Below are 12,603 nucleotides of genomic sequence, written 5' to 3'. Positions count from 1 at the left end.
CGACAACAGGATGTCTGCGCCTCTTTCTCGTAAAAATAGCTTTCCCGTATGGCTGCCCATTGTGATTTTGCTCTTCGCTATGATGTCGCTGCAGGGTGGCGCCTCGCTGGCAAAATCGCTGTTTGACGTCGCGGGTGCGCCCGGCATCACTGCGCTGCGTCTCGGACTCGGTACGCTGCTGCTTTGTCTCTTTTTCAAACCCTGGCGTTTGCGCTTTACTCCGGCGCAGCGTAAACCCCTGCTGATTTACGGCCTGGCGCTCGGCTGTATGAACTTTCTGTTTTACCTCGCCCTGCGGACAATCCCGCTGGGTGTGGGCGTGGCGCTGGAGTTTCTCGGTCCGCTGGCGCTGGCGCTGGCAGGCGCGCGCCGCATGCTTGATTTTCTCTGGATAGCGCTGGCAGTCGCCGGGCTCTGGTTTCTGCTGCCAATCGGTGACGGCATCAGCCATATTGATCCGCTCGGCGCACTGCTGGCAGTAGGTGCCGGCGTCTGCTGGGCAATCTATATCCTCTCCGGACAGCGTGCCGGCGCGGAGCACGGCCCGGCAACGGTGGCAATGGGCTCGCTTATCGCTTCTGTTATCTTCGTGCCGCTGGGACTGCTGTTTGCCTCCCCCGGCATCTGGCACTGGGAGATCCTGCCGCTGGCGCTGCTGATCGCCCTGCTCTCCAGCGCAATTCCCTATTCACTGGAGATGATTGCCATGACCCGCCTGCCGGCGCGGATCTTTGGCACCCTGATGAGCCTCGAACCGGCTGTCGCGGCCCTTTCCGGCATGCTGTTTCTGGGTGAACAGCTTACCCTACCGCAGTGGTCAGGACTGCTGGCGATTATCGCCGCGTCGGCAGGCACCACGCTGACCATGCGCCAGAAAGCCCGTCTGAAAGAAGTCGCCTGAGTTACGCTTAATTAACGCTGTCTATCGCAGCCTGTTATTTCAGCAGGCTGCGCCGGCATCCGGAATCATTATCATTCCGTTATTGCATCGCCGGGCCATTATTATTTTGTCACACAGATAACATCTTTAAGACCTATATAATAAACCATTGATTATGATTACTTAATTCATGATTGCATCCGCAACGCTGTATGACGTCTTTATCTATCTCTGCTATCGGCCAGATCGCTTCAGCATATTTTATAACAGCTGCTATACTTATTTCCGTGCTTGATTAGGACAACATCAATTAGAGGACATAAATGATGAGTACCGCAAAACTGGTTAAAAACAACGCTTCCGATCTGATTTACACCCGCAATGATGTGGCTGACAGCGAAAAGAAAGCCACCATTGAGGTGCTCAACCGTCTGGTTGTGGAATTCATTGACCTGTCCCTGATCACCAAACAGGCGCACTGGAACATGCGTGGCGCAAACTTTATTGGCGTGCATGAGATGCTGGATGGTTTCCGTGCTGCTATCACCGAACATCAGGACACCATCGCTGAGCGCGTGATCCAGCTGGGTGGCGTAGCGCTGGGTACCACGCAGGTCGTGAATGATAAAACGCCGCTGCAGAGCTATCCGCTGAACATTCACAGCGTTCAGGATCACCTGAAAGCGCTGGCCGATCGCTACGCCATTGTGGCTAATGATACCCGCAAAGCGATCACCGAAGTCAAAGATGAAGATACTGCCGATATCTTTACCGCAGCGTCCCGTGACCTCGACAAGTTCCTGTGGTTTATCGAAGCGAATATTGAATAATTATCAGAGGCGGGTTAACCCGCCTTTTTTTATTGCTTCAGCCCCGCTTTTTTGACCCCGTTAACACTTCTTTCATCCCACCCTTTCCTTGTGATTATCCTGATGCACACTGTGGCTGCACCAAAAATGTCGCATGCACCATAATAGTGCCCACAAACGGTGCAAATGCTCATTTTTCTGCAAAATCGTGTCAGCTGACAGCCCTGCTGCCGGTAATTTCGGGCTGTTATTAAAGTTGGCATAATTTTTTCATATGACAGCCGTAGTGCAGACCATCAGGTCTGCAGAGCAATAAAGGATAAAATGATGAAGTCTCTGTTTAACGTCTCTGTGGCCGCGCTGGCGCTGGCCTTTTCTCTTTCTTCTACTGCCGCAGATAAAAAACTGATTGTCGCAACCGACACCGCATTTGTTCCTTTTGAGTTTAAGCAGGGCGACAAATATGTGGGTTTTGATATCGACCTCTGGGATGCGGTGGCAAAAGAGCTGAAGCTTGATTACACCCTGAAGCCAATGGATTTCAGCGGTATTATTCCGGCTCTGCAAACCAAAAATGTCGATCTGGCGCTGGCCGGTATTACCATTACTGACGAACGTAAAAAAGCTATCGACTTTTCTGATGGCTACTATAAAAGCGGTCTGCTGGTGATGGTACGTAATAACGAAAATGACATTAAAGGCATCGACGATCTCAACGGCAAAACCGTTGCGGTAAAAAGCGGAACCGGTTCAGTGGACTACGCCAAAGCGCATATCAAGACCAAAGATTTGCGTCAGTTCCCGAATATCGATAACGCCTATATGGAGCTGGGAACCAATCGCGCCGACGCCGTGCTGCACGATACGCCGAATATTCTCTACTTTATCAACACCGCCGGCAAAGGTCGTTTCAAAGCGGTCGGCGAGTCGATTGAAGCTCAGCAGTATGGTGTGGCGCTGCCAAAAGGCAGTGATGAACTGCGTGACAAAATCAACGGCGCGCTGAAAACGCTGCGCGACAACGGTACGTACAACACAATCTATAAAAAATGGTTCGGTACTGAGCCAAAATAATGCCTGCATAAGCGGGCTTATGCAGCAGGGCGCCCTTTGCGCCCTGCTTTTACCTTTTCCATTGCAACATATTCCGGAGTAACACCATGGAGTTTGACTGGAGCGTCATCTGGCCAGCCCTGCCGATTCTGATCGAAGGCGCCAAAATGACCCTGCTGATTTCCGTTCTTGGCCTGATAGGCGGCCTGATTATCGGCCTGGTAGCTGGCTTTGCCCGCGCCTACGGTGGCTGGATCACCAATAACGTCGCGCTGGTATTTATTGAGCTGATCCGCGGCACGCCCATTGTTGTGCAGGTCATGTTTATTTACTTTGCGCTGCCAATGGCTTTTCCCGATCTGCGCATCGATCCTTTCACGGCGGCAGTCGTCACCATCATGATCAACTCAGGCGCCTATATTGCTGAGATTACGCGCGGCGCCGTGCTCTCTATCAACAAAGGCTTTCGCGAAGCGGGACTGGCACTGGGCCTGTCACGCCGCGAGACCCTGCGCTATGTGATTATGCCGCTGGCCCTGCGCCGTATGCTCCCGCCGCTGGGCAACCAGTGGATTGTCAGTATTAAAGATACGTCGCTGTTTATTGTTATCGGCGTGGCGGAACTGACGCGACAGGGCCAGGAGATTATTGCCGGTAACTTCCGTGCGCTGGAGATCTGGAGCGCGGTTGCCATTATCTATCTGATTATTACGCTGGTGTTGAGCTTTGTGCTGCGCCGTATTGAGAAAAGGGTGAAAATCCTGTGATTGAATTTAAAAACGTCTCTAAAAATTTCGGTCAGACGCAGGTTCTGCACGACATCAATCTGAAAATTAATCAGGGCGAAGTGGTGGTGATTATCGGTCCTTCCGGCTCCGGTAAATCCACGCTATTGCGCTGTATCAACAAACTGGAAGAGATCACCAGCGGCGAACTGATTGTGGACGGCATGAAAGTCAACGATCCGAAAGTTGATGAGCGGCTGATCCGTCAGGAAGCGGGTATGGTGTTTCAGCAGTTTCATCTGTTTCCGCAGATGAGCGCGCTGGATAACGTCGCCTTTGGTCCGATTCGCGTCCGCGGCGCGAAAAAAGAGGAGGCCCACAGGCTGGCGCGCGAGCTGCTGGGCAAAGTGGGTCTGGCGGAACGGGCGCATCATTTTCCGGCTGAACTCTCCGGCGGTCAGCAGCAGCGCGTGGCCATTGCGCGGGCGCTGGCCGTGAAGCCAAAAATGATGCTGTTTGATGAGCCGACCTCCGCGCTCGATCCGGAGCTGCGTCATGAAGTTCTGAAAGTGATGCAGGATCTGGCCGAGGAAGGCATGACGATGGTGATCGTCACGCATGAAGTGGGGTTTGCACAGAAAGTCGCGTCGCGCCTGATCTTCATTGATAAAGGTACGATTGCGGAAGATGGCGATCCGGATACCCTGATTACCGCGCCGCCAAGCGAACGTCTGCGCGAGTTCCTGCAGCACGTTTCCTGACGCGCTGCGCGCGCTGAATAAGGCCGCCCCGGGTAACCGGGCGGCCTTTTTATCGGGTGATACGCTTAGCGCTTCATCCGCTGCGCGCGGGTGGCGGGCGTCATAAAGCTCCAGGCGAGGAAGCGGCTCTGTTTCTGACCCTGCGCCATATTGACGATGCGCACCTCACAGTCCTCCGCCGCAAGCCGATCGCGCAGCGCCGGTAAGTTCTCTTTTCGCGAAACCAGCGACGTAAACCAGACAATGCTGCTGCCCTGCGCGACGCTCTCATCGATCATTCTGCCGATAAACGCCAGCTCGCCCCCTTCACACCATAACTCAGTCTGCTGACCGCCAAAATTGAGCGGCGCGTTCTGCTTCAGTCCCAGATTGCGTACTTTGCGCTGGCTGCCCGCTGCAGCATCAGCTGCCGATGCGTGAAACGGCGGATTGCACATCACGGCATGGTAGCGCTCATTTTTATGGATCACGCCGCTGAAAATCGCCTGCGGCTGTTTCTGGCGACGCAGACGTACCGCACGCTGCAGGCCGGGATTACCCGCCACAATCTGGCTGGCGGCGGTAATCGCCTCAGCGCTGGTATCCGTACCGGTAAAACGCCAGCCATACTCGGCGTGGCCAATCAGGGGATAAATGCAGTTGGCGCCGCAGCCAATATCCATGACGTCCAGATCGCGCGGGATCGCCCCGCCGTTATCACCCGCCAGCAGATCGGCCAGCGCGTGAACGTAATCAGCACGCCCCGGTACCGGCGGCGTCAGATACCCTTCCGGCAGCTGCCAGTTAAGGTTATAAAAGAGCTTCAGCAGCGCCTGATTAAGCAGCATTACCGCCTGCGGATCGGCGAAATCGATCGACTGCTCGCCGTGACCGTTAGGACGAACCTTCGGCGCAAGCGGCGGATGCGCGGCAATCAGCGCAGGAAAATCGTAACGCCCCTGATGGCGATTACGCGGATGAAAGGGCGCACTGGCGGCTGGCTTATTCATAGTCTCTCCGGAAAGTAAGGCGGGCGTAAGATACTCCGGCTGCCGCCAGCGCACAATCCGCTTACCGCAATTTTACGTTTACACCAGACTCTCTGCGAACCCTTTTACTGCAATGCACGCCGCCTGCCGCGACGTGCCTTCACCCTGACTCAGGAGTTTTTATGACGCGCCATCGCTACAGTTACCAGCCCCGGACCGGACACGGCCTGCCCCACGATCCGCTGAACGCCATTATCGGTCCGCGTCCGATTGGCTGGATCAGCTCCCGGAGCGGCAGCGGCCAGGATAATCTTGCGCCGTACAGCTTTTTTAACTGTTTTAATTACCAGCCTCCGATCATCGGCTTTGCCAGCAGCGGCTGGAAAGACAGCGTGCAGAACATCAGCGAAAGCAAGGTGTTTGTCTGGAATCTGGCCACGCGTCCGCTGGCGGAAGCGATGAACGAAAGCTCCGCCTCGGTCAGCAGCGATGAGTTCGCGCTCGCGGGCCTGACGCCGGTTGCCGCTTCCCATATCGACTGCAGCATGGTGGCAGAGAGCCCGGTTAACTTTGAGTGTCGCCTGACGCAGCTGATCCGGCTGCAGGATGCGCAGGGCGGGGAGCTGGAGAGCTGGCTGGTGCTGGGTGAAGCGGTCGCCATTCATATTGATGAGGCTCTGCTGGAGGATGGCATTTACCAGACCGCCAGAGCGCAGCCGATTCTGCGCGCCGGGGGGCCTTCTGCCTATTACGGCATCAGTGAGGCGCAGCGTTTTGATCTGGTCCGCCCGGACGCGCGTAAGCGGTAAGCGTTTAACGCTTTCCTGCCGCCAGCAGCGCGCCGATCAGCTGCTGCAGCACCGGCTGCAGCTGTGAGGCGCGCGCTGGCTGCCAGGCAAAAGTCAGCGACTCATCCATATAGTTGTGCTGCGCCAGCTCCAGCTGTACCGCCTCGACGCCCTGCGCCGGCTGACCATAGGCGCGCGTAATATAACCGCCTTTAAAACGGCCATTCAGCACCCAGCTATAGCGCTGCTGAGCCTTACACACCTGCCCCAGCGCGTCGCTCACCGCCGCTGAGCAGCTGGCGCCATCACTGGTTCCCAGGTTCAGATCGGGCAACACGCCGCTGAACAGCCGGGGCACCCGTGAAGCGATAGAGTGCGCATCAAACAGCAGCGCATAGCCATATTGCGCTTTCAGGCGCGCCAGCTCCTGCTGCAGCTGCTGATGATAGGGCTGCCAGAGGGTCTGCAGATAGCGCTGACGCGTCGCCCGATCCGGCGTCATGCCCGGTCTGAACACCGGCGTGCCGTCAAACAGCGTCTCTGGCCAGAGTCCGGTAGTGGCGGTGGTATAGAGCGGCCGGTCGTCAGGCGGCCGGTTGAGATCGATAACGAAACGGGAATAGCGTCCGGTCAGCACGCTGGCGCCAATATCCTGCGCAAAATCGTACAGCTGCGGCAGATGCCAGTCGGTGTCCGGCAGCGGGCGTGCCGCGTCGCTCAGCCCCGCCTCAACCTCCGGCGTAAGCTGCGTACCGGCATGCGGTATTGAGATCAGCAGCGGCAGCCTGCCCGGTATAAAATCAAAGCTCATTGTGCTTCTCCACGATAGATAACCCGGCACGGCAATTCGCCGCCCAGCCAGTAAGCCAGCTCGCCCGGACGCGTCAGCGGCCAGTGAACAAAGCTGGCGACTTTGCCCGCCTCCAGTGAGCCGTGCGTCTGCTGCAGACCCAGCGCTTTCGCGCCCCACAGCGTCACCCCCGCCAGCGCCTCCTCCGGCGTCATGCCAAACAGCGTACAGCCCATATTCATCATCAGCCGCAGTGAAAGCGCGGGTGATGTCCCTGGATTAGCATCGCTGGCGAGCGCCATCGGGACGCCGTAGCGGCGGAACAGCGCGACCGGTGGCCGCTGCGTTTCGCGCAGCAGATAGAACGCTCCCGGCAGCAGCACAGCAACGGTGCCATGCTCTGCCATCGCGCGGACATCCTCCTCGCTGGCGTACTCCAGATGGTCAGCGGAGAGCGCGCCATAGCGTGCGGCCAGCGCCGCCCCGCCCTGCGCCGAGAGCTGCTCAGCGTGCAGTTTGACCGGCAGATCCAGCGCGCGCGCCGCATCAAACACCGCGCTGACCTGCGCAGGCGACAGCGCCAGATGTTCACAGAACGCATCCACCGCATCCGCCAGCCCCTCCTCTCTTACCCGCGGCAGCAGCCGCTGGCAGATAATATCGATCCAGCCCTGCGGATTGGCGTGAAACGCCGGCGGGATCGCATGTGCGGCCAGGCAGGTTGCGATGACATCAGCCGGCACGCCGGCTGCCAGCTGGCGTATGGCCCGCAGCATTTTCAGTTCGCTCTCTTCATCAAGCCCGTAACCCGATTTGATTTCTACCGTGGTGACGCCCTCCGCCAGCAGATGCGCCAGCCGCCCGCGCGCTGACGCCACCAGCGCCTCCTGTGAGGCGGACCGCGTGGCGCGTACCGTGGCGAGAATACCGCCGCCCTGCGCAGCAATTTCTGCATAGCTGGCACCGTTGAGACGCTGCTCAAATTCCGCGCTGCGATCGCCGGCGAACAACAGATGCGTATGGCAATCCACCAGCCCCGGCGTGATGATGCCGCCGCTAAACGTATGCCGCTGACGCGGCGCAAATGCCGGCAGTTCACTGCGCGCTCCGACCCATATCAGTACGCCGTTATCCACGGCCAGCGCGCCATCGGTGATGATGTTGTAGCGCCCGTCGCGCAGCGTAACGATATCTGCGCCCAGCCACAGGCTGTCGATCTGCTTCGCGTCTCTCATGCCCTGTTCCCTGCGTACGGGCGATTTACACGCCCGGTTAAAGTATGTATATGTATATACAACTTTCCAGCCTGAAGGATCAACCATGACCACCTATTTTGCCCCGCGCGCTCAGCTGGCAGATGGCTGGCACAGCCACGTGACGCTGGAGGTCAGCGACGCCGGTTTTATCACCCGCGTTACGCCAGAGAGCGCGCCGGGCGCTGCTATACCGCTGGCGGGGGCCGTCATTCCCGCCATGACCAACCTGCACTCGCACGCTTTTCAGCGCGCGATGGCGGGACTGGCTGAGGTGGCGGGCGATCCGCAGGACAGCTTCTGGACCTGGCGCGAGCTGATGTATCGCATGGTAGCGCGGCTGACGCCGCAGCAGGTGGGCGACATTGCGACCTGGCTCTATATTGAGCTGCTGAAAGGGGGCTACAGTCAGGTTGCTGAGTTTCACTATCTGCATCACGATCCGCAGGGCCAGCCCTATCCGGATGATGCCATGCTGCAGCAGCTGATGCTGGCCGCTGAGCGCACCGGCATCGGCCAGACGCTGCTGCCGGTGCTTTACAGCTACAGCAGTTTTGGCGCACAGCCCGCCAGCGCCGGACAGCGCCGTTTTATCCAGCAGACCGGCGCTTATCTGCAGCAGCTGCAGCGCGTGGCCGCGGTCTGCGCAGATAAACCGCTGCTGAACTACGGCGTCTGTTTTCATTCGCTGCGCGCGGTCAGCGAAGCGCAGATGCACGACGTGCTGGCCGCAGCGCCGGGCGATCTGCCGGTCCATATCCACATTGCCGAGCAGGAAAAAGAGGTCAGCGACAGCCTGGCGTGGAGCGGTGAGCGTCCCATCGCCTGGCTGATGCGCCGCTTTAACGTTGATGCACGCTGGTGCCTGATCCACGCCACCCATCCGGATGAGAGCGAGCTGCAGCAGCTCGCCGCCAGCGGTGCCGTTGCGGGATTATGCCCGACGACTGAAGCCAACCTCGGCGACGGTATTTTTCCGGCGAGTACCTATATTGCCCGGGGCGGACGCTGGGGGATCGGCTCTGACAGCCACGTCTCGGTCAGCGCCCGTGAGGAGCTGCGCTGGCTGGAGTACGGGCAGCGGCTGCGCGACAGGCGGCGCAACCGTCTGGCGCTGCCGCAGCAGCCGTCGGTAGGCGATCTGCTGTGGCAGCAGGCTGCGGTCGGAGGCGCTCAGGCGTGCGGCATCCGCAGCGGCGTGCTGGCACCCGGCCTGCGCGCCGACTGGCTGGTACTGTGCGACGACCCGCTGCTCAGCGCAACCCCTTCCGATGCGCTGCTCAATCGCTGGCTGTTTGCCGGCGCGCGCAGCGGGATCCGCGATACGTTTGTCGCCGGCCGGCAGGTGATCGCTGACGGCCAGCATGCAGAAGAGACGCAGGCGGCCATCCGCGTTGCCGACGCGCTGCGGGCGCTGCAGTGATCCGCCGCTTTTGCCACGACGCGCTGCCGGTCAGCCGCTGGCGCAACGGCGGCGGCGAGACGCGCGAAATCGTCAGCTTTCCCCCCGGCGCAGCGGATTTCGCCTGGCGGGCCAGCATCGCCACGCTTGACGCCAGCGGCCCTTTTTCGCTGTTTCCTGGCGTGGATCGGGTGATTACCCTGCTGCAGGGCGACAGCCCGCTGCTGCAGAGCGGCGGGCTGACGCACCGGCTGCAGCCCTGTCAGCCGTGGCGCTTCACCGGAGAAGCCCCGGTGCAGGCGACAGTGCACGGCCGCTGCAGCGATTTCAATATCATGACCCGCCGCGACAGCTGGCGGGCGGAGGTCAGCATCCTGCAGCAGGCACCGCAGCAGAGCCGGCACGGGGTGGCGTATGTGTTAGCCGGTGCGTGGCAGTACGCCTCCGGCGAGGTCCTGCACCAGACGCAGGGGATCTGGTGGCTGGATGAGCCACTGACGCTGACACCGCAGAGCTGCGATGCCCTGCTGCTCTGGTGCCGGCTCAGCCGTGTCCTTTAAAACGTCCCAGCAGCTTATAGCGCGATCCGGGATAGAGCAGCCGCGCATAGGTCACGATCTTACTGTCGCTCCACGTCTGCCGCCGAATCAATAAGCAGGGTTCGTGCTCCTCCAGCGCGAGATGCCTGCGCTGGCGCAAATCGGGCAGTACCGCCTCAACAATATGCTCGCCGGCGGTCAGCGGCGCGACCCGCATCAGATAGGTATAAGGGGTAACGCTGTGATAATCCTGCTTCAGGTAGTCCGGCGCCATCTGCGGGTTCACCAGGCGATCTTCCAGCTGTACCGGCAGATCGTTTTCGTAATGCACCATCAGCGAATGAAACAGCGGCTGGCCGGTGCGCATCCCCAGCAGCGCCGCCTGCTCCGGATCCGCCCGCCCCTGCGTCAGGGTCAGGATCTGGCAGCGGTGCTGATGACCGCGCTGCGCAATCTCATCCGCAATATTGTGCACCTCCAGCATCGCCGTGTAGCCTTTCATCTCCGCGACAAAGGTGCCCACCCCCTGCATACGCAGCAGGTAGCCCTCGGCGGTGAGTTCACGCAGCGCGCGGTTGATGGTCATCCGGCTCACGCCCAGCTCGCTGACCAGCTCGCTCTCGGAGGGCACACGCTGCCTGGCTTTCCACTCTCCCGCGCGGATCTGGCTGATAATCGCCTGTTTAACGCGCTGGTAAATCGGTGCCGGTTCATCGCCCATTGCGGCGGCTAACTGCGCCAGTGCCGTTTGCTCGGTCATCTGCTGTTCCTTTCTGCTCTGAGAAGGAAAGTTTACTGTTCCGCCAGGCAGATGTATAGACATGCAGTAGTGCAGCGCAGCGGCTGCGGGTGCAGAGGCTGCTGCTTTAGCGTGCAGCAGGCTGGCTGATTAGCCTGCCTGCCCGCAGTGCGGCACATTTCACAAATTGCAGTGAAACTGGCATAGCGCTTGCTACTTGTATAGACAGGAATAACAAACCTGTGCTTCACTCGTTTTACCGCGGGTGAAGTAACCTGACGCATGGCGTTAAGAAGCGTGACTTTTCCCGCCACTTACTTGTATATACAGGAGTAGATCATGTCGCATGCACTGCAGGAAATCTGCCTGGAACCCGGTGAGGTGGATCTCGCGACCCTGCGCACTATCTATCAGCAGCCGGTGACGTTACAGCTGACGCCAGCGGCGCGCAGTGCTATTCACCGCGCCCATGCGACCGTCGACGATATCGTCGCGTCCGGCAGCGTGGTGTATGGCATCAATACCGGCTTTGGCAAGCTGGCACAGACGCAAATTCCCGCTGCCCGCCTGGCTGAGCTGCAGCGTAACCTGGTGCTGTCGCACAGCGTTGGCCTCGGCGATCTGCTGCCGGATAACGTCACGCGTCTGATGGTTGCCAGCAAGATCATCAGTCTGGCGCGCGGTCATTCCGGCGTCCGTATTGAGCTGGTGGATGCCCTGCTGGCGCTGTTTAACGCTGGCGTTATGCCCTCTATTCCGGCCAAAGGCTCAGTGGGCGCGTCTGGCGATCTGGCTCCGCTGGCACACCTGTCGCTGATGCTGCTGGGTGAAGGCGAGGTGCGCATTGCCGGTGAACGGCGACCGGCAACGGAAGGCCTGGCGCGCGCCGGGCTGACGCCGGTTGTGCTCGGGCCAAAAGAGGGGCTGGCGCTGCTGAACGGGACCCAGGTCTCAACTGCTCTGGCGCTGCGCGGCCTGTTTGAAGCGGAAAATCTCTTTGCTGCTGCACTGATGGCGGGCGCGCTCTCGCTGGAGGCGATTAAAGGCTCGGTTAAACCCTATGATGCGCGCATTCATCAGGCGCGCGGCCAGCCTGGCCAGATCGCTGTCGCCGCCGCCGTCAGCTCGCTGCTCAGCGGCAGCGGGATCCTGCAGTCGCACACCCACTGCGGACGCGTCCAGGATCCCTACTCTGTCCGCTGCGTGCCGCAGGTGATGGGGGCCTGCCTTGATAATCTCAGCCACGCCGCGCGCGTCCTGCAGATTGAGGCCAATGCCGCCTCCGATAACCCGCTGGTTTTCAGCGACAGCGGTGAAGTGATCTCCGGGGGCAACTTCCACGCCGAGCCGGTGGCGTTTGCGGCTGACATTATTGCGCTCACCGTGGCCGAAATAGGCGCTATCTCCGAGCGCCGCCTGGCGCTGCTGCTCGACAGTACTCTCTCCGGCCTGCCACCTTTCCTGGTGCAGGATGGCGGCGTCAACTCCGGCTTTATGATTGCCCAGGTGACCGCTGCCGCGCTGGCATCAGAAAACAAATCGCTGGCGCACCCTGGCAGCGTAGACAGCCTGCCTACGTCAGCGAATCAGGAAGATCACGTCTCTATGGCCACCTATGCAGCACGCCGTCTCGGGGAGATGTGTTTTAACACCGCTGCGGTGGTCGGCATTGAAGCGATGGCCGCAGCCCAGGGCATTGAGTTTCACCGGCCGCTGCAGAGTTCGGCCATTCTTGAACAGGAGATGCAGCGCATTCGCAGCAGGGTGGCGTTTCTTGCCAGCGACCGCCTGCTGGCACCCGATATCGAAGCGATGCGTCTGTGGGCTGCGGGCACGCAGTGGCCCGACGCGCTAATAACGTTGCTGCCGAGCCAGCGCCAGAACCAGCACTAAGGA

13 protein-coding genes are annotated in these 12,603 nt (G+C 59.7%); 9 read left to right on the top strand and 4 right to left on the bottom strand.

The window, feature by feature from the left end; genetic code table 11:
- Positions 1-10 precede the first annotated feature (10 nt).
- The 5 genes from rhtA (at position 11) to glnQ (ending at position 4,228) form a co-directional block, all read left to right on the top strand.
- A complete protein-coding gene (gene rhtA / locus B4056_RS04945) occupies positions 11-901 on the top strand; it encodes a threonine/homoserine exporter RhtA (protein ID WP_288653998.1) in 891 nt (296 codons plus the stop codon).
- Between the two features lie 305 nt (positions 902-1,206).
- Positions 1,207-1,710: a DNA starvation/stationary phase protection protein Dps gene (gene dps, locus B4056_RS04940; protein ID WP_039383410.1), complete on the top strand. Its 504-nt coding sequence runs from the start codon at positions 1,207-1,209 to the stop codon at positions 1,708-1,710.
- Between the two features lie 306 nt (positions 1,711-2,016).
- On the top strand, positions 2,017-2,763 hold the full coding sequence (gene glnH, locus B4056_RS04935) for a glutamine ABC transporter substrate-binding protein GlnH (RefSeq protein ID WP_094111980.1): 747 nt from the start codon (positions 2,017-2,019) through the stop codon (positions 2,761-2,763).
- A gap of 86 nt (positions 2,764-2,849) precedes the next feature.
- On the top strand, positions 2,850-3,509 hold the full coding sequence (gene glnP, locus B4056_RS04930; RefSeq protein ID WP_039383407.1) for a glutamine ABC transporter permease GlnP: 660 nt from the start codon (positions 2,850-2,852) through the stop codon (positions 3,507-3,509).
- The gene (gene glnQ / locus B4056_RS04925) at positions 3,506-4,228 is read left to right on the top strand and encodes a glutamine ABC transporter ATP-binding protein GlnQ (RefSeq protein WP_039383405.1); all 723 of its coding nucleotides are present in this window, start codon (positions 3,506-3,508) and stop codon (positions 4,226-4,228) included. Before glnP ends, glnQ begins: the two co-directional genes overlap by 4 nt.
- A gap of 65 nt (positions 4,229-4,293) precedes the next feature.
- On the opposite strand, the gene rlmF is transcribed toward glnQ, so the two are convergent.
- Entirely contained in the window at positions 4,294-5,217 is a 924-nt protein-coding gene (gene rlmF / locus B4056_RS04920) for a 23S rRNA (adenine(1618)-N(6))-methyltransferase RlmF (RefSeq protein ID WP_113654878.1), read from the bottom strand.
- A 161-nt stretch (positions 5,218-5,378) separates the two neighbouring features.
- Between rlmF and B4056_RS04915 the strand changes: the two genes are divergently transcribed.
- A complete protein-coding gene (locus B4056_RS04915) occupies positions 5,379-6,005 on the top strand; it encodes a flavin reductase family protein (RefSeq protein ID WP_071669021.1) in 627 nt (208 codons plus the stop codon).
- A 4-nt stretch (positions 6,006-6,009) separates the two neighbouring features.
- Here the strand turns inward: B4056_RS04915 and hutG are convergent, their stop codons facing one another.
- Both hutG and hutI read right to left on the bottom strand, forming a co-directional pair.
- Entirely contained in the window at positions 6,010-6,795 is a 786-nt protein-coding gene (gene hutG, locus B4056_RS04910) for an N-formylglutamate deformylase (protein ID WP_094111979.1), read from the bottom strand.
- Complete coding sequence (gene hutI, locus B4056_RS04905) at positions 6,792-8,009, bottom strand: imidazolonepropionase (RefSeq protein ID WP_288653994.1); 1,218 nt, start codon at positions 8,007-8,009, stop codon at positions 6,792-6,794. The genes hutG and hutI overlap by 4 nt, the downstream gene beginning before the upstream one ends.
- A gap of 85 nt (positions 8,010-8,094) precedes the next feature.
- On the opposite strand from hutI, the gene B4056_RS04900 reads away from it, so the two are divergent.
- The gene (locus tag B4056_RS04900; protein ID WP_288653992.1) at positions 8,095-9,450 is read left to right on the top strand and encodes a formimidoylglutamate deiminase; all 1,356 of its coding nucleotides are present in this window, start codon (positions 8,095-8,097) and stop codon (positions 9,448-9,450) included.
- Entirely contained in the window at positions 9,447-9,989 is a 543-nt protein-coding gene (locus B4056_RS04895) for a HutD family protein (RefSeq protein WP_288653989.1), read from the top strand. The genes B4056_RS04900 and B4056_RS04895 overlap by 4 nt, the downstream gene beginning before the upstream one ends.
- Here B4056_RS04895 and hutC read toward each other — a convergent pair.
- Positions 9,973-10,728 carry a histidine utilization repressor gene (hutC, locus tag B4056_RS04890; RefSeq protein WP_039383392.1) on the bottom strand — a complete coding sequence of 252 codons (756 nt, stop codon included), beginning with the start codon at positions 10,726-10,728 and terminating at the stop codon, positions 9,973-9,975. The two genes, B4056_RS04895 and hutC, sit on opposite strands and share 17 nt — an antisense overlap.
- 318 nt (positions 10,729-11,046) lie before the next feature.
- Between hutC and hutH the strand changes: the two genes are divergently transcribed.
- Entirely contained in the window at positions 11,047-12,600 is a 1,554-nt protein-coding gene (gene hutH / locus B4056_RS04885; protein WP_288653986.1) for a histidine ammonia-lyase, read from the top strand.
- Positions 12,601-12,603 lie beyond the last annotated feature (3 nt).

Origin of the sequence: Pantoea sp. UBA7232, assembly GCF_002473195.1 — a bacterium.
GTDB classification, from domain to species: domain Bacteria; phylum Pseudomonadota; class Gammaproteobacteria; order Enterobacterales; family Enterobacteriaceae; genus Pantoea; species Pantoea eucrina.
Note: the sequence above shows the minus strand (reverse complement) of the source record. Positions and strands in the feature narration are given on the sequence as shown.

What these genes read in the sequence shown, in the direction of transcription:
- rhtA (WP_288653998.1), top strand. Translation starts at nt 11, where the DNA reads ATGTCTGCGCCTCTTTCTCGTAAAAATAGCTTTCCCGTATGGCTGCCC.
- dps (WP_039383410.1), top strand. Translation starts at nt 1,207, where the DNA reads ATGAGTACCGCAAAACTGGTTAAAAACAACGCTTCCGATCTGATTTAC.
- glnH (WP_094111980.1), top strand. Translation starts at nt 2,017, where the DNA reads ATGAAGTCTCTGTTTAACGTCTCTGTGGCCGCGCTGGCGCTGGCCTTT.
- glnP (WP_039383407.1), top strand. Translation starts at nt 2,850, where the DNA reads ATGGAGTTTGACTGGAGCGTCATCTGGCCAGCCCTGCCGATTCTGATC.
- rlmF (WP_113654878.1), bottom strand. Translation starts at nt 5,217, where the DNA reads ATGAATAAGCCAGCCGCCAGTGCGCCCTTTCATCCGCGTAATCGCCAT.
- B4056_RS04915 (WP_071669021.1), top strand. Translation starts at nt 5,379, where the DNA reads ATGACGCGCCATCGCTACAGTTACCAGCCCCGGACCGGACACGGCCTG.
- hutG (WP_094111979.1), bottom strand. Translation starts at nt 6,795, where the DNA reads ATGAGCTTTGATTTTATACCGGGCAGGCTGCCGCTGCTGATCTCAATA.
- hutI (WP_288653994.1), bottom strand. Translation starts at nt 8,009, where the DNA reads ATGAGAGACGCGAAGCAGATCGACAGCCTGTGGCTGGGCGCAGATATC.
- B4056_RS04900 (WP_288653992.1), top strand. Translation starts at nt 8,095, where the DNA reads ATGACCACCTATTTTGCCCCGCGCGCTCAGCTGGCAGATGGCTGGCAC.
- hutC (WP_039383392.1), bottom strand. Translation starts at nt 10,728, where the DNA reads ATGACCGAGCAAACGGCACTGGCGCAGTTAGCCGCCGCAATGGGCGAT.
- hutH (WP_288653986.1), top strand. Translation starts at nt 11,047, where the DNA reads ATGTCGCATGCACTGCAGGAAATCTGCCTGGAACCCGGTGAGGTGGAT.